This is a genomic window from Streptomyces sp. NPDC006339, from assembly GCF_040612775.1.
In the GTDB taxonomy this organism is placed as follows: domain Bacteria; phylum Actinomycetota; class Actinomycetes; order Streptomycetales; family Streptomycetaceae; genus Streptomyces.
This window is the reverse complement of sequence record NZ_JBEXQW010000009.1, coordinates 155,875-174,030: the sequence shown is the minus strand read 5'-3', so window position 1 is coordinate 174,030 and position 18,156 is coordinate 155,875. Positions and strand designations below refer to the sequence as shown.

Here is an 18,156-nt window from a genome sequence, read left to right as displayed (position 1 = left end):
GTCCGGTCGGGCGGGTCGCCGTCGGGTGTGCGGGCGCGCCTAGGCGATGGAGGCGGACATGACCGCCGCCACCGCGAGGTTGCAGGAGGCCGTCACCCATACCGCCGGGTGCGGTTCCGGGTCGACCAGGGTCTTGCCCAGCTTGCCCGGGGTCACCAGGTCCACCACCCAGAACGCCACCGCCATCATCGCGAGCCCGAGCAGCCCGAACGCGGCCGTGGACACCAGGCCCTTGCCGAAGTCCTCGTACGTCGTCCAGATCGAGGTGAAGACGATGGCGCCGATGCCGAGGAGCGCGGAGCTCAGCAGGACCGCGGCGTTGCGGTTGCGGTCCTCCCAGATCTGCCGGCCGAGCTTGCCCGGCGTCAGGAGGTCGACCAGGACGATGCCGAGGATCAGCAGGACGACGCCGAGGGCGCCGTAGGCCGCCGTCCGGCCCAGGCCGTTGACGATGTCGCTCATGGAATGCCGGCTCCGGAAGGGAAGTGATCGTGAGTGATCGCGGTCAAGGACCGGCAAAATGTAGCGCAGGGGCCGCGGGCCCGGGCCGGGCGGCCCTCGGCCCTCACCGCACCGGGGCCCTCGCGGCACCCGGGCCCTCACCGCACCGGGGCCCTCGCGGTACCTGGCCCTCGCCGTACCGGCGGCGCCCGGAGCTCGCGACACCGGGACGACGCACCGGCGGCCGGGACGCGCGGGCCGCTCAGACGCCCGGCGGAAGGTGCTTGGCGCGCGACCGCACCTGGAAGGCGGTCGCGATCTCGGCCGCGCCGACCGCCAGCAGCCAGATCCCGCCCAGCAGGGTGAGCACCGCCACCGACTCGAGCGGCGAGACGATCAGCACCACGCCGGCGAGCGCGCTGACGATCCCCAGGAAGACCTGCCAGCCCCGGGCCGGCATCGCCGGGTCGGAGGCGGCCGCCACCGTCTGCGTGATCCCGCGGAACAGCCAGCCGATCCCGATCCACAGCGCCAGCAGCAGGATCGACTGCATCGCGCCCCGGAAGCAGAACAGGCCGAGCAGGATCGCCAGGGCGCCGCTGATGAACGCCATCACCCGCAGCGAGGTCCGGGCATGTGTGCCGAAGGCGGCGACCAGTTGCAGCACGCCGCTGAACAGCAGGTAGAGACCGAAGAGCACACCGGCGGCGACCAGCGAGGCGCCCGGCCACACCAGGACGAGCACTCCCAGGACCAGGGCGGCGACACCGGCGAGCAGCAGTGCCTGCCAGGCGCTGCCGGCCAGCAGGCCCAGCGGCCCGGGCGGCAGGTCCTCGCGCGCGTCCGGAGACGGCCCCGTGTGCGGAGGGCGTTCATGCGTCTGTGCCATGGCGGTACTCCCGTCCTCTCCGGCCCTGCCGACGTCGGGCCGTCACCAGCGGTCACCAGCGATCACCAGCGCCTTCACTCAAGCAGTACGGGTCGAATGCCGCAAAACATGACCTGTATGGACGAACAACGCATCGGCTCGCGCGTCCGCACGGCGCAGAGTGGAGGACGACTGTGGAGGGCGCGCACACCCGCCGCGCCCGCGTCCCTACCGGGAGATCCCCCATGACCGCTCTCAACCGCCGCGACCTCGGTCTGCTCGTCCTGCGGGTCGGCACCGGCGCCGTGCTCGCCGCGCACGGTGCCCAGAAGCTCTTCGGCTGGTTCGGCGGCGGTGGCATCGAGGGCACCACCCAGGCCATGGAGGCCATGGGCTTCTCGCCGGGCCGGCAGAGCGCCGTCGCCGCCGGGCTCGGCGAGGCGGGCGGCGGTGCCCTGCTCGCCCTGGGCCTCGCCACCCCGGCGGCCGGCGCCGCGGCGGCGGGCGCCATGGCCGGCGCCGTCTCCGTCCACGCGCCCTCGGGCTTCTTCGCGATGAGCGGGGGTTACGAGTACCCGGCCTTCCTCGGCTTCACGGCCGCCGCCATCGGGGTCACCGGAGCGGGCCGTTACTCCCTCGACCACGCCACCGGCCATGTGCTCGACCGCCCCTGGGTGGTCGCCACCGCCTTCATCGGCACGGCGCTCGCCGCCGCCGCCGTCGTCGGCCGCCGGGCCCAGTCCATCGCCGCCCCCGAGGAGGACGCCCGGCAGGACGCCCGGCAGGACGCCGAACCGGACACCGAGCCGGAGCCCCAGCACGGCACCGCCCGCGAGACGGAGCGGTGACGCCGTGAAGGCCATGACCCTGCCCGCCTACGGCGGCCCCGACCAGCTCGCCCTCACGGAGCTGCCCGAACCCAAGGTCGCGCCCGGCGAGGTCCTCGTGCGGGTCGAGGCCGCCGGGGTCAACCCCGTCGACTGGAAGCTCGCCGCCGGCGGCCTCGACGCCATCATGGTCGCGCACTTCCCGATGATCCCCGGCTGGGACATCGCCGGCGTCGTGGCCCGCAACGGACTCGACTCGCCCGAATTCGCCCCGGGCGACGAGGTGTTCGGCTACATCCGCAAGGACAGTGCTGAACACGGCGGTTACGCGGAGCAGGTCGCCGCCTCCGTGCGCATGCTCGCCCGCAAGCCCCGCTCCCTGAGCTGGGCGCAGGCGGCGGGCCTGCCGCTCGCCGGGCTCACCGCCCTGCAGGCCGCCGACCGGGTCGGCGCGGGCGCCGGCGACACCGTGCTCGTGCACGCCGCCGCCGGGGGAGTGGGCTCCCTCGCCACCCAGATCCTCCTCGCCCGCGACGCGCGCGTGATCGGCACCGCGAGCCCCGCCAACCACGACTTCCTGCGCGGACTCGGCGCCGAACCCGTCGCGTACGGACCCGGTCTCGCCGACCGCGTCCGGGAGCTCGCCCCCGACGGCGTCGACGTCGCCCTCGACTTCGTCGGCGGCGAGTCGCTGGACGTCTCCGTGGAACTGCTGCGCTCCCCGGAGCGCTTGGTCTCGGTCGCCGACCACCGGGCCGCCGCGCTCGGCGGCCACTACGTGTGGGTACGGCCCGACGGCATGGGCCTCGCCACCCTGGCCGCGCTCGCCGACGAGGGCCGCCTCACCGTCTTCGTCGAGAAGGTCCTGCCGCTGCGGGAGGCCGCCGAGGCGTGGCGGCTGAACAGCGAAGGGCACACACGGGGCAAGCTGGTGCTCTCGGTCGGCGAGTCCTGAGCGCCCGCATACCCTGGGGGAAGATCCGGAGCCGATCCGGTGCTACGGGGAGAGCAGGGGGAGAGCCGCGACATGTGCGCACGCGACGGAAGGAACCGGTGCCGGTCATGAAGATCGACCTCACGGACACCAACTCCAGCAAGATCAACAAGGCGATCCTGCAGGCCCGCCGTGCCGTCGGCACCCCCGCCGTCGGCATGGTCCTCACCCTCGTCATCGTCACCGACGAGGAGAACGCCTACGACTCCGTGAGAGCGGCCAACGAGGCGTCCCGTGAGCACCCTTCCCGCACCCTGGTCGTCATCAAGCGCCACGCCCGCTCCCCGCGCGCACGCAACGAGCCCCGCCTCGACGCCGAGGTCCGCGTCGGCACCGACGCGGGCGCCGGCGAGACCGTGCTGCTGCGGCTTCACGGCGAAGTCGCCCGCCGCGCCGACTCCGTCGTCCTGCCGCTGCTGCTGCCCGACGCGCCCGTCGTCGTCTGGTGGCCGGTCGACGCCCCCGACGTCCCCTCCCGGGACCCGCTGGGCTCCCTCGCCCAGCGCCGTATCACCGACGCCTACGCCGTCGAGGACCCGCTCGGCGCGCTCTCGACCCGCGCCGCCGCCTACGCGCCCGGCGACACGGACCTCGCCTGGACCCGGCTCACCCCCTGGCGCTCACTCCTCGCCGCCGCCCTCGACCAGGCCCGTACGACGGTGACCTCGGCCGCCGTCGAGAGCGAGGCGGAGAACCCCAGCGCGGAACTCCTCGCCCGCTGGTTCGAGCAGCGCCTCGACGTCCCGGTCGAACGGGTCGTCAGCGACGGCCCCGTCGTCACGGCCGTCCGCATGGGCACCCCCGACGGCGAGATCCGCATCGACCGCCCCGAAGGCCCGGTCGCCCACCTCGCCATCCCGGGCCAGCCGAGCCGCGTCATGGCCCTCAAGGTGCGCACCACCGCCGAACTCATCGCGGAGGAGCTCCGCCGCCTGGACCCCGACGAGGCATACGAGTCGGCCCTGCGCCACGGCCGCTAGCGGAGCCCCCGGCCCGCGGAAGCCGTACCCGCGCCCGCTCACCGAGCGGGTGGCGAAGCCGGCTCCTGCCGCACCCGACGGCGCGGCCAGGGCAAGAGCAGCGTTGGTGCACGCTCGCTGTGTCCTCGTACGACGAACCCACCCTGCGGCACGCGGTGTTCCGCGCGGCCGACGGCACGCCGCACCTCACGGTCGACGTGGGCCGATGGCGTCACCCCGCCCGGCGGAAGACCATCACGAAGTCGGCCATCTCCCGGACCCGGGGCAGCTCCGGGTCCGGGAGGGCGCGGAGGCGCGCGCAGGCGTGGGTCACGAGGGGCAGGTCCGCGTCGGCGACCTGCCAGGCGCCGGTGAAGAGGCGGCCGCCCTCGATCGCGCGGGCCATGTCGGTGGGGGACACCCGGAAGACGGTGGGCCGTTCGCTCGCCGTCCCCTCGTAGGCCAGGCCGTGGGCGGACGCGAGGGGGGCGAGGAGAGCCGGGCCGTCCTGGCGGGTGCCGGACGGGTCGAGGCGGTCCTCGAGCTCGCCCACGATCCGGCCGATGTCGTCCGTGGGGCGCATGCCGCGGGCCGGGATCACCAGATAGCGGCCGCCGGGCCGCAGCACCCGCGCCACCTCGCGGAACACCGCGCGCGGGTCCGGGCCGGCGTGCAGCAGCCAGGTCGACACGGCCTGCGCGACCGAGGCCGTACGGACCGGAAGCCGGCCCGCGTCGCCGACCGCGACCCGGGGGCCGAGCCGCTCGCGGGCGTGGGCCAGCATGCCGGGGGAGAGGTCGACCCCGTACACCCGGTGGCCGCGCGCGGTCAGTTCGGCCGCCACGATCCCGGTGCCGACGCCGATGTCGAGCACCGGCTCGGCAGGGTCGAGCAGCGGCGCGAGCTGCCCGGCGAAGCCGGCGGCCCGCGCGGTCCCGCCCCGGGAGGCGTCATAGGTGGGCGCGATGGCGTCGAACGCGGCGGTGCGGCCCGGGGTCGGCCCTCCGCCGCTCACGCGGCGCTGCCGCTCGGCGCCACCGGCGTGAAACTGACCGGCAGCGTGGCCATCCCGCGCAGGATGCCCTCGCGGCGGGTCAGGTCCTCGTCCGGGTCGGTCAGCCGCAGGTCCGGGAAGCGGCGCAGCAGGGTGCCGAGCGCGATGCGGGCCTCCGCGCGGGCGAGCGGCGCCCCCAGACAGAAGTGCACGCCATGGCCGAAAGCGAGTTGTTGCGGCATCTCGCGGCGGGCCACGTCGAGGATGTCCGGCCGGTCGAAGCGGCCCGGATCGCGGTTGGCCGCCGCGAGACCGATGATGATCATCTCCCCGGCCGGGATGGTGACGCCGCCGATCTCGAACGTGTCGGTGGTGAACCGCGCGACCCCACGGCTCACCGGCCCCTCGTAGCGCAGCAGCTCCTCGATCGCCCCCGGCAGCAGCGCCGGATCGTCGCGCAGGGCGGCGAACTGGTCGGGGTGGCGCAGCAGGGCGTGCACACCGTTGGCGATGAGGCTCGCCGTGGTCTCGTGCCCGGCCAGCGTCAACAGGATGGCCATCGCGGTCAGTTCACGATCGCTGATCTTCTCCTCCGCCTGCGCCGCGCACAGTGCGCTCAGCAGGTCGTCGCGCGGTTCCCGCTTCCGCAGGGCGATCAACGGCTCGTAGAACGCGGTGAGTTCGGCCCGCGCCCTGGCCCCCTTCGCGAGCCGCTCCGGAGTGTTGGGCGGCATGATCAGACCGACCGCGAGCCGGGCGAAGTCCGGCCGGCCCTCCTCCGGGATGCCGATGAGCTCGCCGAGCACCGCCATCGGCAGCGGCAGGGCGAACTCGGCCACCAGATCGGCCGTGCCGCGCGCGGCGAAGGCGTCGAGGAAGGCGTCCGTGTGCGCCTGGATGCGCGGCGCGAGCGCCTCGATCCGGCGGGCGGTGAAGGCTTTGGAGACCAGGTTGCGCAGACGGGTGTGGTCCGAGCCGTCGGCCACGAGCATGCTGGCCATCAGGACGTTGGTCCGCTCCTGGTGGGCCATCTCCTCGGCCAGCCCGTTCACCCCGGCGGGGCTGCTGCTCAGCCGGGGATCGGTGAGTGCGGCCACCGCCTCGTCGTAGCCCGTGACCATCCAGACTTCAAGGGTGGGATTCAGCCGAACGCGCTGCACCACCCCGTGCTCCCGGATCCGCTCGAACAGCGGGTAGGGATCGGGCTGTTGAGCGACGTTCAGCGGCACATCGTGAACGATGGTCCGGCCTTGATCCGACATCCGCTACTCCCCGTGGGCGTGGGAAAGATCCGTGGCAGGTAGTCATACCAGCCACGGAAGTTGCGTGGTAGCGTCACCGGCCATCGGCACGGAGGATTACCCGCGGAACGGCGTCGCCCACCGGCGAAACGTTTGTTCCGCACTGCTCAACCGCAAGCATTTGCGGCCTGGACCAGGCCCTACTGCGCAGGGAGAGACGTTTCGTGACACCGCTCGACCAGACGGCGAAGGCCGATCCGCTCCTGCGACTCGCCCGTCCCGAGCTGCTCCGGAACCCCTACCCGGCATATGCCGAGTTGCGTGAAAACACCCCCGTCTTCTGGCACGAGCCCCTCGGCTCCTGGGTCCTCACCCGGCACGCCGACTGCCTCGCCGTCCTCACCGACAGCGCCCGCTTCGCCTCCGACTGGCGCCGGGCCGGCGAGGATGTCCCGGACCCGCTGCTCAGCGTCCAGACCCTCGACCCGCCTGAGCACACCGCCATCCGGCACCTGCTCCTCGACGGCTTCCGCGCCCAGGACCGGCACGCCCTCGCCGCGCGCCTCGACCACCGGGTCCGCGAACTCCTCGCCGACCTGGCCCGACGGCCCTCCTTCGACCTCGTCGGCGAGCTCGCCGAACCGCTCGCGCTGCACTTCGTCACCGACTTCCTCGGCGTGCCCGCCCCCGATTTCGGCCACTTCGTTCCCATGTCCCGCACCATCGTCGACGGCATGGACGCCGGGCTCTGGCCGGAGAAGCACGAACCCGCCGTCGCCGCCCGCGCCGAACTCGCCGCGTACGCCGGCGGCTGGCTCGCCGACCCGCCCGAGCACGGCCTCATCGCCTACGTCGCCGCGCACGCCGACGACAGCGGCGTCGAGCCGGCCGTCCTCCGCAACAGCCTGCGCGCCGTCCTCCACGCCGGATACGAGTCCGCCTCACGGCTCCTCGGCAACGCCGCCGCGGCCCTGCTCACCACCCCCGGCGCCCTCGCCGCCTTCCGCGCCGCCGGACCGGCCACCGCCGTCGACGAGCTCGTCCGCTTCGACGCCCCCGTCCAGGCCGACGCCCGGGTCTGCGTCACCGACACCGACATCGCGGGCGTCACCGTCAGGGCGGGCGACCCGGTCACCCTCCTCCTCGGCGCGGCCAACCACGACCCGCTGCGCTTCGCCCGCCCCACCGAGCTGCGACTCGACCGCGCCCCGAACCCCCACCTCGGGTTCGGCCGCGGGGCCCACGCCTGCCTGGGCGCGTCCATGGCGATCCGGCTCGCCGGATCGGTCCTCGGGACCCTCGCCACGGACCACCCCGAGGCGCGGGCGGTCGCGGAACCACACCACCGGCGCAACCTCACCCTGCGCGGACTCGACCGCTTCGAGGTGACGCTGCGCCCCGGGACGGAGGAGGAGGTCAGGACATGAAGTACTGGCACTGAGCACCGGCCGTGCGACGCACCGGGCCTGTGAGGCCCGCCCTTCGCCGAGGAGGAGGTACGGACATGAAGTACTGGCACTGAACCTGACCACCGCGCCGCCCGGCCCACGGGCGGGCGGCGCCGCTCCATGAGCCGTGGCCCTCGCGCCCGACCGCGCGAGGGCCACGGCCACGCGCCCGGGCACCAGGGGCCGTACCGCCCGGACCCGGGCCCACCCGTGGTCGTACCGCCGGTGGGGCCTTGGGACGCGGGCGCGATCTCCCGGCCGTCCGCCGCGCCTTCCGGAACACCGGACGATGAGAGGGTGGGAGACCCGGGGCGGGCGCCGAAGACCGGGTGAGGGGAGGGGAAGGATGGCGATCGGTGAGCTCGTACGGGCCGAACTCGCCCGGCACGACTGGGCGTCGCTGCGCTGCGGGTGCGGCGACGACGCGGAGCACCTGCCGCTGATGTTCGAGACGATCCTGGAGGCGCGGACACCCCGCGACATGATCGGCTACACCCTCGAGGACCACGTCGAACTCAACGGCACCCTCTTCCCGTGCTCGCCGCCGGCGGTCGCCGTGATCCTCGCCGCCCTCGCCTCCGGCCCCTCGCCGCTCGCGCGCGGAGTGCTGCTGCAGACGCTCTGGTACATGTCCGGATGCCACTAAGCCCATCAGGACCCGTCCCGGACGATCGAGGAGGAGTGCCGGGCCGCCGCCGACCGGGGTTTCTGGGTGCTCGCCCACCTCGGACTCAGCGGCGACGCCGAGGACGCCGAGAACGTGGCCGAGATCTGCGCGGGCTTCGGCCTCGGCGGAGAGCGCTACGACGACTACCAACGGCTCCTGCGGGACCGGATCACGGCGAAGACCAAGCGCCGCCGACGCCCCTGAACCACCCGAGCCGCGCGCCCACCCCACGGGCCCCGGGCCGCCGCATGCGGTCCGGCCTTCGACCGGGCGGCTCCCGCCGCCCCCGGACGGCGGGGCGGACCGTGTACATCTCGCCAAGCTGCGCGGGTAGTTGGCCGAGACCCGCTGGTGCCGCCCCCGCGGCTTGCTCCGGCCCCGCCCCACCGGCGAGGATCGCCCGCGGAACAACGCGTCGAACGGGGGATCCATGAAGCCTCGCCTGGTCTTCGTCCACGGCATCGGCGGTCCCCGCGACCCCGCCGCCGACCTGGACGAATGGCTGCGGGCCGTCGCCGCGGGCGCCCGCGCCGCAGGACACTCCGCCCACGTCTCGGCGCTGACCGCCGGCTGGGGCGCCGACGCCCGCTTCGCCTACTACGGCGACCTGTTCCGTACCGCCGGAGCCCAGGGCGGAGCCGCCGGAACCACCGAGGACCAGGACGACGAACTGCTCGCCGCGCTGCTCCTCGAAGCCGTCGACGAACGGCTCGCCGACCCTTCCCTCGCCCCCGCCCTCGACCCGGCCGAGGCCCGCGCCCTGCACGCCGCCCGCACCCGGCTCGTCCCGCCCGCGGGCGCCCAGGGCGCCGGCGCGCCCGCCCGGCGCGCGGTCAACGCCGTCACCAGCCTGCTCGCCGTGCCCGGCCTGCGCTCCGTCGGCGGCTGGCTCAGCGCCCGCGCCACCGTCGGCATGCTCGGCCAGGTCGCCCGCTACCTCAACCGCGGCGAGGCCGACGGCGCCACCACCCTCGACCAGCGGATCCGGGCCCGGGTCGCCGACTGCCTGGACCCCGAAGGACCCAACATCGTCGTCGCCCACTCCCTCGGCACCGTCGTCGCCCTGGAGACCCTGCACGAACAGGCCGCCGACGTCCCCCTGTTCGTCACCCTCGGCTCGCCGCTCGGCATCCGCACCGCCGTCGGGCCCCGCGTCCGCCCGCATCCCCTCGGCACGCCGGACTCCGTCCGCCGCTGGCTCAACTTCTGGGACCGCGACGACATCGTGGCCGCCCGCCCCCTCCTGGAGCGCTTCGTACGGCCCAACGCCGACGCCGTCGTGCCCGCGAGCAGCCGCGTCGACTCCGACGGAGCCTGGGTGCACCCGGCCGCCAAGTACCTGGCCCAGCCCGCCGTCGCCGGCCCCCTCGTCGAAGCGCTCACCACCGTCGCGGAGCGATGAGCGCACCGCGGCACGTGCTCGTGATCGGGGCCCAGTGCCCCGAACTCGGCCTGCTCACCGACCTCGAACGGGCCGCCCGCTCCCTGCACGACACCCTCACCACGCCCTGGGCCGGCGCCTGCGAGAAGGACCCGGCGCAGGGCCCCACCCTCCTCTACGGCCCCGACCTCACCCAGCAGCGGATCGAGACCGCCGTACGCCGGGCCGGCCGCACCGCCGCCGAGGCCGGCGCGGTCCTCGTCCTCGCCTTCCTCGGCCACGGCATGGCCGCCGGCACCCGCTTGTACTTCATGGCCGGCGACTCCCGCGCCGAGGACCCGCTCAGCGCCGTCGACGTCGGCTCGCTGCTCGGCGGGCTCCTCGACAGCACCGGCCTCGACGGTCTCGTCACCCTCGTCGACACCTGCCACGCCGGAAACGCCGTGCCCGACCTGAAGTCCCTCGCCGGCGGCATCCGGCGCGGCGACACCCGCCTGTCCCTGCTCATGGGCGCCGCCGCCGACGAGGAGGCATACGCCCTCCGCTTCAGCACCACCCTCGTCAAGGTGCTCCACCAGGGCATCCCCGACGCGGGCGAGACCCTGACCGCGGCCGTCGTCGCCCGGGCCGTACGGGAGGACGGCGGCGCCCTCGGACAGGCCGTCCAGCACGTCGACTACGACGGCGCCCAGTTCGCCACCGGACCGCTCTGGCTCGCCCGCAACGCCCGCCACGCCGTACACCGCGCCGGCTCCCCGCTCGGCCCGATCGGCCGGGCCGAGCTCGCCCGCGCCCTGCGCCCCCTGAACGGCACCGGAGGCGGCGACGAGGCGGGCGGTGGTGCCGGCGACGCAGGGGGAGACGGACCCAGTGCCTGCGAGGCACCCGGAGCCGGGGGCGAGACCGGCGGCGGTGCCGCTGTGGCCGACGGCGCACTCCACCCCCACGACCTGGACGCCCTGCGCGGACGCGTCGAAGCCCTGCCCGCCCCCGAACGGCAATGGGCCCAGGGCGTCCTGGACGCCCTGCGGGACGCCGCCCGGACCGTCGACCTGCTCGCCGCCTGGCCCGGCGCCGCCCTCACCACCACGCTGCTGCGCCGCGGCCTCGCCGCCGTCGAGGCCGCCCCGTCCGCCCCGCTCCCGGACTCCACCGGCACGGACCTGCTCCGCGACGCCGTCGAACACCTGCTGCTGCGCGCCCCGCGCGCCGGCCGCAGCCGCACCGGACCGCTCGCCGAGTTCATCGCCCTGCTGGCCCGCGAGACCGAGGTCGACCCGCAGGAACCGGCCCTGCGGGCCTGGGCGAAGGAGACCGGCGCCGTCATCGACCTCAACGACGCCTTCGCCCGGCTCGCGGAACGCACCCAGGAGATGCGGCTCCGGCTCGTCGTCAGCCTGCACGCCGCCGTCGGCGACGAATGGCCCGACACGCTCGCGGCCTGGCTCCTGGACGGCGGCACCGTCCGCCACCGCGAGGAGTTCCCCTGCCCCACCCAGGACCGCGCCGGCACCGAACGCACCCTCGGCGGAGTGCTGCGCTGGGCCTCCGGACTCGCCCGGACCCTGGACACGCCGCTGCGCCGGGTGGAGATCGCCGCCCCCGCCCCGCTGCTCGCCGGCTGGCGGCCCGAGGAGACCGACTTCGGCATCCGCCTCGGCACCCGCTACGACGTGGTGCTGCGCTGGAGCGACCGGATCCAGCCACCCGACCACCTGTGGTGGATCAACGACCAGGCCCGCGACATCCTCAAGGCCATCGACCAGGGGCCCGGCCCCGACGGCAGCCGCGTCGACTGGCTCGGCGAGACCGACACCCGCCGCCTGCCCGAACTGCGCGCCCGCCTGGCCGGCACCCCCCGCACCCGCGCCCTCGCCCTGGCCCACCGGCCCGAGCGGCTCGGCGAGCTGATGGAGACCCTGCTGGCCTCCTCACCCATCGTCCTGTGGCCCGACGACGACCCGGCCCGCCCCGCCGGCACCCCCGTGCCCGCACCCGTACGGCGCGCCGTGGACCGCCACTGGCACCTGCTGCCCACCGGGTTCTGCCGCGCCTACCGGGAGAAGTGGAGCGCCTGCTCGGCCCCCGACGACCACGCCCACGCCGCCGACGGCGGCGGCCTGCACCACCTCGCCGGGCTCCGTACCGTCTGGGACGGACCCGAGTGGCTGGAATTCTGTGCCTGGTTCGACCGGGAGCACACCGCCCACGCGTACACCGGCGACGCGTACACCGCCCCGGACCACACGGCTTCCGACCACACCGGCCACGCCTCCGCGGCCCCGGGGCCTTCCGGCCTGGGGCACGCGCATCACGACGACATCGAGCGGGAAGGGTTCCGCCCGGAACCGCTCCCGACGCACGGGGAGGAACCCGCATGACCTGGCAGCCCTTCTACGCCGGCCACGGCACCCCGCCCGCCGGGGCCGCCGACCGCGTCGAACTCCCCCCGGCCCCGCCGTGGCGGGAGTTCCCGCGCCGCTCCCTGCACCGCCAGTTCGTGCCCCCGCCCGGCCTCGTGGAGGCCGTCAACGCCGCGCTCGCGCTGCGCCGCCCCCTGCTGATCACCGGACCCGCCGGTTCCGGCAAGTCCACGGTCATTGAACAGGTCGCCGCCGAACTCGACCTCGGCACCGTGCTGCGCTGGCACATCACCTCCCGCAGCAACCTCGCCGACGCCCTCTACCGCTACGACGCCCTCGGCCGCATCCACGCCCAGCGCCTCCAGGGTGCCACCGGCGCCGACGACATCGCCCCCTTCCTGCGCATGGGCCCCCTCGGCACCGCCCTGCTGCCCGCCGAACGGCCCCGCGCCCTCCTCGTCGACGAGATCGACAAGAGCGACCTCGACCTGCCCAGCGACCTCCTCGACGTCCTGGAACGCGGCGAGTTCGAGATCCCCGAACTCGCCCGCTACGGAACGGACGTCGTCGCCGTACGGGAATGGCAGGGCGACCGGCACCACGAGGTGCACCGCGGCCGCGTGCAGTGCACCGAGTTCCCCTTCATCGTCATGACCAGCAACGGCGAACGCGACTTCCCCGCCGCCTTCCTGCGCCGCTGCGTCCGCTACACCATGCCCCTGCCCACCCCCGAGACCCTGCTGCGCATCGTCGAGGCCCACATGGGCGCGGGCACCGCCGGCACCCCCGAGGCCGGCCGGCTCGTCACCACCTTCCTGGAACGCCTCAGCGCCGGCGAGAGCCTCGCCGTCGACCAGCTCCTCAACGCCGTCCACCTCCTGTCCGGCACCGACGCCCCCGACGAGGCACGCCGCCAGGCGGTCGAGGACCTCATCCTGCGCGAGCTGTCCCATGCCTGATCCACTGCCCCGGCTGCTCTCCGCGCTGCGCACCACCGCCCCCGAACTGGACGGCACCGCACTCGCGGAGGCGCTGTGGCTGGCCGCCCTCATGGCCGGCCGGCGGCAGGAGCCGGGGCCCGGCCCCGTAACGGAACCGCCGGCGACGGATCGGAAGCGGCCCGGGCGGCAGCTCCCCGAGCCGCCCGTCACCTCCCCCGAGAACACCCCCACCCAGGAGCCGCCGCCCGCCCCGGCCCCCCGGCCCCGCACGCCGGACACCGTCACCCCCACCACCCGGCCCCTGCACGAGCGGCTCCCCGGCAGCACCGTCCCGATCCGCGGCCACGCCGTCGCCGCACCCCACACCGGCGGCCTGCCCCGCCCCCTCGAACTCACCCGCGCCCTGCGCCCCTGGAAACGGCGCTGGCCGGAAGGCCGCCGCAGCGCCCTCGACATCGACGCCACCGTCGACGGCTACGCCCGCAGCGGCGAACTGATCCCGGTCCTCAAGGCCGCGCCCGAGCGCTGGTTCGACCTGGTCCTCGTCGTCGACGGCTCACCCGGCATGCGGGTCTGGAGCGAGACCGTCGCGGAGTTCACCGCCGTCCTCGACCGCCTCGGCGCCTTCCGCACCCTCCAGGTCACCGACCTCACCTTCGACCCGACCGGCGCGCCCCGCGCCCCCGGCCCGCTCCGCTCGGCCGACGGACGCCGGCTCGTCGTCGTGGTCTCCGACTGCATGGCCGACGCCTGGCGCCGCCCCGCCGTCTGGCACCTCCTCAGGGAGTGGGCCGGCGCCCACCCCACCGCCCTGCTCAACCCGCTGCCCACCAAACTGTGGCGACGCGGCGGCCTCAACCTGCCCACCGCCCGCTTCACCCCGGCCGCCCCCGGCACCCACCGCAGCCGCGTCCCCGTCGTACCGCCGCCGCTGCCGGGCACCGGGGGAACCGGGGACGACGGCACCTGGCTGCCGATCCCCGTCCTCTCCCTCACCCCGCACTCCCTCGGCCGCTGGTCGCGCACGCTGATGCGCGGCGACCCGGAGGGCTGCACCGCCGTCCTCGTCCCGCCCACCGGCCGCGCCGCCACCGGCCCCGCCCGGCCGCCCACCACCCCTCTCCCGCGCGCCGAGCTCACCCGCCGCTTCCTGCGCACCGCCTCACCCCGGGCGGCCCGACTCGCCGTCCTCTGCGCCCCCTTCGACCGGCTGAGCCTCCGGCTGCTGCACCTGGTCCGCGAGAACAGGGTGCCGGAGGCGGTGACGGCGGACGTGGCCGAGGTCGTCACCAGCGGTGTCTTCGACGTCGTGGAGCGCGAGGAGGGCGGGACCGTCGAACTGATCCTGCCGCCCGACGCCCAGGCCGTCCTGGGCGAAGAGCTCCCCGCCCACGAGGTGTGGGCCCTCCACCAGGCCCTCGACCGCCACCTCGCCTCCCGGGGCGGCGGCCGCGGCCGCCTGCCCTCGGTCGTCCGCGACGGCGACGGCCCCCGCGACCTGGCGGCCGAGCAGGAGGCGTTCGCGCGCGCCTCCCGCCGGACGCTGGAATTCCTGGGCCTCGCGGAACCCGGGCCGGCGAACCCCGGCGCCACGACACCGGACGAGGCAGGCACGGAGGACGCCGGAACGGACGAGGCCGGGACCGCGCCGGCGGCGGACACCGAGACGGCGGCCGGGACGAGCCTGCCCCCGGCCCCCGACCCGTACATCGGTCACGGCGACCTCGCCGACCGGCTCGTCGGCGACCTGAGCTCCGGCGCCGTACGGGCGGTCTGCCTCGTCGCCCAGGACGACGCCCCCGGCGCCGGCCGGACGGCCCTGGCCCTGCACGTCGCCCACCGCGTACGGCGGCACTTCCCCGACGGCGTCCTGTACGTGCCGCTGCGCGCCTCCACCCGCCACCCGGTGTCCATGGAGTCGGCGCTGCACCGTGTGCTGCGCGCCCTCACCGGCTCCCGCGACAGCCTCCCCGACGAGGGCGCGCGCCCCGCGGCCGACCTCGGCGCGCTCCTGCACCACCTGCTGGTGGGACGCCGGGTGCTGCTCGTCCTGGACGACGTCGACGGCCCCGCCGGGCACCCGCCGCTGTGGTTCGAACCGCCCGAGGGCTGCGCCGTGCTCCTCACCTCCCGGCGGCGGCCGGACCCACGTGACGGCGACGGCGACGGCCCCGCCCTCGTCGAACTGCCGCCGCTCACCGGGCAGGACGCGGCCCGCCTGCTCGCCGTGTCCGGCGAAGGCACCGGCGAGCCCGCCGCGCGCGGCGCCTGGTGGCCGCTCACCCTCCGCATCCTCGGCGGCGCCCTCGGCTCGCGCGACCCCATGGTGGTGCCCAAGGCCGGGCGGTACGCCGCCCAGTGGCGCGACACGGGCCGCGCCGAGAACCCGGCGAGCGCCGTACGCCTCTGGCTCGGCGACCTGGCCAGGGGCCGCGCCACCACCCTCGTCGGTCTCGCGGTCGCCGCCGCCGGGGAACTCACCCGCGAAGAGGCCGCGAGCGTGCTGCGCGCCGAGCCCGGCCGCGTCACCGCCGAGCTCGACGGCCTCGTACGCGAAGGGCTGCTGGAACACCCCGGCCCCGGCCGGTACGCCCTCCCCGCCGTCGTCGAGACCGAGCTCGCCCGCCTCGAAGGCTACGAGGCCCGGCGGGACGTGGCCCGCGCGCGGATCGGCCCCTTCTACCGCCGGGCCGCCGCCGCCCTATACCTCGACCGGTACCCGGACGGCCGACTGCCCCAGCGGCTGCGGATCCCCGCCGCCGGCGCGCCCCGGCCCGAGGTGTGGGTGCCCAACGCGCTCGCCTTCTCCGGCGTGGACGCCGAGACGCTGCTGCTCCTCCACGAGGCGGACGCGGCCCGGCTCCACCCCGACCGCTTCCTCCGGGCCGCCAGGGCACTGGCCGCGTCCGGCACCCCGGACGACGGCCAGGCGCGGGGCCGGGCGACGCTCGCCCTCGCGCTGGCCGAGTACACGGCGGGCCGGCCCGACACCGCCTGGGACATCCTGGAGGAGGCGGGGCTCTCCCGCCTGGAGGGCGACCCCGCCACGTACGGGACGGCCGCCCTCCTGCTCGCCCGGCTCGTGCTCGCCCTGCGGCCCGACGACGGGGCGTGGGAGGCCGTGGCCTGGGCCGAGCGGGCCCTGGCACACGTCGGCGGCGACCTGAGGGCCGATGCCCGGGAGGTGCTGCTCTGCCTCGAAGAGGCCCTGGCCGCCTGCGGCGAGCAGGAGCAAGTGCTGAGGGTCAGACGACAGTTGGCCGACCACTATCGGGCCTGGGGCCTGCGCCTCGACCAGGCCGGGGCGCTTGTCCGCGCCGCGACGAGCCTGCTCCGGCTCGACCGCCCCGAGGAGGCCGAGGCGGCGGCACGGCAGGCCCTCGCCCTCCTCGACGCCCACCGCGACCCGGGCGAGGCGGGCCGGGCCGCCCGGGAGGAGGCCCGGCGACTGCTCCGTATCGCACGGGGAGAGGCGACGACCGTCATCGCGGTCGGCGCCCCCGCCAACCGCCGGGCGCGGGCCATGGACGACCTGCTCGGCGACCATCCGCTCGTCGGACCCGGCCGCTTCCGGACCCGGACGTTCGACGACTGCCTGCTGCTGCTCGTCGACGGCGACGTGCCGGTCGGCCCGCTCCTGCGCGACCTCACCGAGGCGCTGCCGCGGTGGGCACACCCCGCCCGCCCGCGGGGTGTCCCGCGACTCGCCGTGCACCGGGGCCCGGTGGGGCTCGACCCGGACGCCGACGTCGCCGTGGAGTACACCCGGACGATGCTGCGCTCGGCGGACTTCGTCCGCGTGGCGGGCAACTACCCGGACGACATCGTGCTCTGCGTCTCCCCGGAGGCGTACGAGACCCTGGCGCGCGAGGACGACGACGGCGCCCTGACCGGTCGGTTCGCCCCGCGCGAGGTGCGCAGCCGCTCGGGCGAGGTGGTGTGCGTGATCCTCGTCCCGCGCGTCGACCTGTCCGCGTACGACGCCGAACTCCTCGCCCTGGCACGCGCGTTCAACGAGCTCGACCCCGACGGGCGGACCCTCGCGGGGATCCTGCGACGCTGCCTCGACGCCGCCCTCGGCACCTGGCGCACCGGACGGATCGACGTCCGGGAGCTGGACGAGACCGAACGGCGGCTGCTGGACGGCGAGTTCGCGCGCGCCCTGTGCGACGTCCTGCCGTTCGGGCCGGTCTCCCGCTCCGGAGGCCCGCACCTGGTGTGGGAGCGACCGCAGGGAGCGGTGACGTTCCGGGTGAGGCTCGTCCTCGACGGCCCGGGCGAGACACCGTCCGAGCCGGAGGCGGAGGGCTCCGCGTCCCTGCTCGTCCACCCCGACGAGCGGACGGCCCGCTGGTCGGCCGGACTCGTCCGGGCCAAGGAGGGGCCTCTGACACCCGGTGCGGTGCTCTGGCTGCACCGGGACGCGCCGCTGCCCGAGAACGTCCTCCTCGGCCTCGCCCCCGAGGACCGCGCCGCCGTCCTCGCGCACCAGGACGAAGTGCGGCGCGTCGCCGAACTCTTCCGCCGGACCCCGCTCCGCACCGTCCCCGCCTCCGCGCTGCGGCCCCTGATGCGGGAGACCGTCTGGGACAGGGAATGGGTGGTGCGCCTCGCGGGCGCGGAGCTCCGCGAGGACGGGCTACTGCTCCTGGCGGCCAACGCGCGGGGCCGGGCCACGGCGGAGGCCCTGCGGCTGCCCGTACCGGAGCCGGGGGAGTACGTGTGCGTGCCACTCGCCCGGCGGCGACCGGAGCACGGCGGCCGGCCGTCGGTTGTCGTCGACGGCGTCGCCTGGGTCGTCGCCGGCGACGAGGACGAACGCGCGCCGCTGACCGGCGGATTCCCCGGCCTGCGGACGCGCTGACGTGCGCCGGAGCGACGCGCGTGCGGACGCGCTGACGGCCGCTGACGGCACGCGCGCCTTGACCGGCGGTTTGCCGGCCTGCGGACGCGCTGGTGTCTGCCGGCGCGACGCGTGCCGGCCGGCACCGACCGCGCGCGGTGACGGGACGTGCGGGTGAAGCTCCGCGTC

Annotated in this window: 14 protein-coding genes; 10 read left to right on the top strand and 4 right to left on the bottom strand. The window is 75.6% G+C overall.

The features are described from left to right. Positions 1–39: 39 nt before the first annotated feature. Positions 40–462: a DUF350 domain-containing protein gene (locus ABZ135_RS10090; RefSeq protein ID WP_356693766.1), complete on the bottom strand. Its 423-nt coding sequence runs from the start codon at positions 460–462 to the stop codon at positions 40–42. Positions 463–703: 241 nt separating this feature from the next. Continuing rightward, positions 704–1,330 carry an HdeD family acid-resistance protein gene (locus tag ABZ135_RS10085; RefSeq protein ID WP_356693764.1) on the bottom strand — a complete coding sequence of 209 codons (627 nt, stop codon included), beginning with the start codon at positions 1,328–1,330 and terminating at the stop codon, positions 704–706. A 224-nt stretch (positions 1,331–1,554) separates the two neighbouring features. Here ABZ135_RS10085 and ABZ135_RS10080 point away from each other — a divergent pair, with 224 nt between their 5' ends. The 3 genes from ABZ135_RS10080 to opcA all read left to right on the top strand — a co-directional run bounded on the left by ABZ135_RS10080 (position 1,555) and on the right by opcA (position 4,110). Next, the gene (locus ABZ135_RS10080; RefSeq protein ID WP_356693762.1) at positions 1,555–2,157 is read left to right on the top strand and encodes a DoxX family protein; all 603 of its coding nucleotides are present in this window, start codon (positions 1,555–1,557) and stop codon (positions 2,155–2,157) included. A 4-nt stretch (positions 2,158–2,161) separates the two neighbouring features. Next, positions 2,162–3,091, top strand: coding sequence for an NADP-dependent oxidoreductase (locus tag ABZ135_RS10075; protein ID WP_356693760.1), 930 nt, complete (start codon positions 2,162–2,164; stop codon positions 3,089–3,091). 107 nt (positions 3,092–3,198) lie between these two features. After that, the gene (gene opcA, locus ABZ135_RS10070; protein ID WP_356693758.1) at positions 3,199–4,110 is read left to right on the top strand and encodes a glucose-6-phosphate dehydrogenase assembly protein OpcA; all 912 of its coding nucleotides are present in this window, start codon (positions 3,199–3,201) and stop codon (positions 4,108–4,110) included. 211 nt (positions 4,111–4,321) lie between these two features. On the opposite strand, the gene ABZ135_RS10065 is transcribed toward opcA, so the two are convergent. Both ABZ135_RS10065 and ABZ135_RS10060 read right to left on the bottom strand, forming a co-directional pair. Further along, entirely contained in the window at positions 4,322–5,104 is a 783-nt protein-coding gene (locus ABZ135_RS10065; RefSeq protein ID WP_356693756.1) for a class I SAM-dependent methyltransferase, read from the bottom strand. Next, complete coding sequence (locus ABZ135_RS10060) at positions 5,101–6,312, bottom strand: cytochrome P450 (RefSeq protein ID WP_356693754.1); 1,212 nt, start codon at positions 6,310–6,312, stop codon at positions 5,101–5,103. Before ABZ135_RS10060 ends, ABZ135_RS10065 begins: the two co-directional genes overlap by 4 nt. A 236-nt stretch (positions 6,313–6,548) precedes the next feature. Here ABZ135_RS10060 and ABZ135_RS10055 point away from each other — a divergent pair, with 236 nt between their 5' ends. The 7 genes from ABZ135_RS10055 to ABZ135_RS10025 all read left to right on the top strand — a co-directional run bounded on the left by ABZ135_RS10055 (position 6,549) and on the right by ABZ135_RS10025 (position 17,988). Continuing rightward, entirely contained in the window at positions 6,549–7,751 is a 1,203-nt protein-coding gene (locus ABZ135_RS10055; RefSeq protein ID WP_356693752.1) for a cytochrome P450, read from the top strand. Between the two features lie 367 nt (positions 7,752–8,118). Beyond that, positions 8,119–8,418 (top strand): hypothetical protein, encoded by a 300-nt coding sequence (locus ABZ135_RS10050; RefSeq protein WP_356693750.1) that lies wholly within the window; start codon positions 8,119–8,121, stop codon positions 8,416–8,418. Positions 8,419–8,484: 66 nt separating this feature from the next. After that, positions 8,485–8,643 carry a hypothetical protein gene (locus ABZ135_RS10045; RefSeq protein ID WP_356693749.1) on the top strand — a complete coding sequence of 53 codons (159 nt, stop codon included), beginning with the start codon at positions 8,485–8,487 and terminating at the stop codon, positions 8,641–8,643. 226 nt (positions 8,644–8,869) lie between these two features. Next, complete coding sequence (locus tag ABZ135_RS10040) at positions 8,870–9,841, top strand: alpha/beta hydrolase (protein WP_356693747.1); 972 nt, start codon at positions 8,870–8,872, stop codon at positions 9,839–9,841. Then, on the top strand, positions 9,838–12,201 hold the full coding sequence (locus ABZ135_RS10035) for a hypothetical protein (RefSeq protein ID WP_356693745.1): 2,364 nt from the start codon (positions 9,838–9,840) through the stop codon (positions 12,199–12,201). Before ABZ135_RS10040 ends, ABZ135_RS10035 begins: the two co-directional genes overlap by 4 nt. After that, on the top strand, positions 12,198–13,142 hold the full coding sequence (locus ABZ135_RS10030) for a MoxR family ATPase (RefSeq protein ID WP_356693743.1): 945 nt from the start codon (positions 12,198–12,200) through the stop codon (positions 13,140–13,142). Before ABZ135_RS10035 ends, ABZ135_RS10030 begins: the two co-directional genes overlap by 4 nt. Beyond that, on the top strand, positions 13,135–17,988 hold the full coding sequence (locus ABZ135_RS10025; protein WP_356693741.1) for a NaeI family type II restriction endonuclease: 4,854 nt from the start codon (positions 13,135–13,137) through the stop codon (positions 17,986–17,988). Before ABZ135_RS10030 ends, ABZ135_RS10025 begins: the two co-directional genes overlap by 8 nt. Positions 17,989–18,156: the final 168 nt, after the last annotated feature.

Coding starts and splice junctions, on each gene's coding strand:
- ABZ135_RS10040 (WP_356693747.1), top strand. CDS start 8,870: ATGAAGCCTCGCCTGGTCTTCGTCCACGGCATCGGCGGTCCCCGCGAC.
- ABZ135_RS10085 (WP_356693764.1), bottom strand. CDS start 1,330: ATGGCACAGACGCATGAACGCCCTCCGCACACGGGGCCGTCTCCGGAC.
- ABZ135_RS10080 (WP_356693762.1), top strand. CDS start 1,555: ATGACCGCTCTCAACCGCCGCGACCTCGGTCTGCTCGTCCTGCGGGTC.
- ABZ135_RS10025 (WP_356693741.1), top strand. CDS start 13,135: ATGCCTGATCCACTGCCCCGGCTGCTCTCCGCGCTGCGCACCACCGCC.
- ABZ135_RS10090 (WP_356693766.1), bottom strand. CDS start 462: ATGAGCGACATCGTCAACGGCCTGGGCCGGACGGCGGCCTACGGCGCC.
- ABZ135_RS10050 (WP_356693750.1), top strand. CDS start 8,119: ATGGCGATCGGTGAGCTCGTACGGGCCGAACTCGCCCGGCACGACTGG.
- opcA (WP_356693758.1), top strand. CDS start 3,199: ATGAAGATCGACCTCACGGACACCAACTCCAGCAAGATCAACAAGGCG.
- ABZ135_RS10030 (WP_356693743.1), top strand. CDS start 12,198: ATGACCTGGCAGCCCTTCTACGCCGGCCACGGCACCCCGCCCGCCGGG.
- ABZ135_RS10035 (WP_356693745.1), top strand. CDS start 9,838: ATGAGCGCACCGCGGCACGTGCTCGTGATCGGGGCCCAGTGCCCCGAA.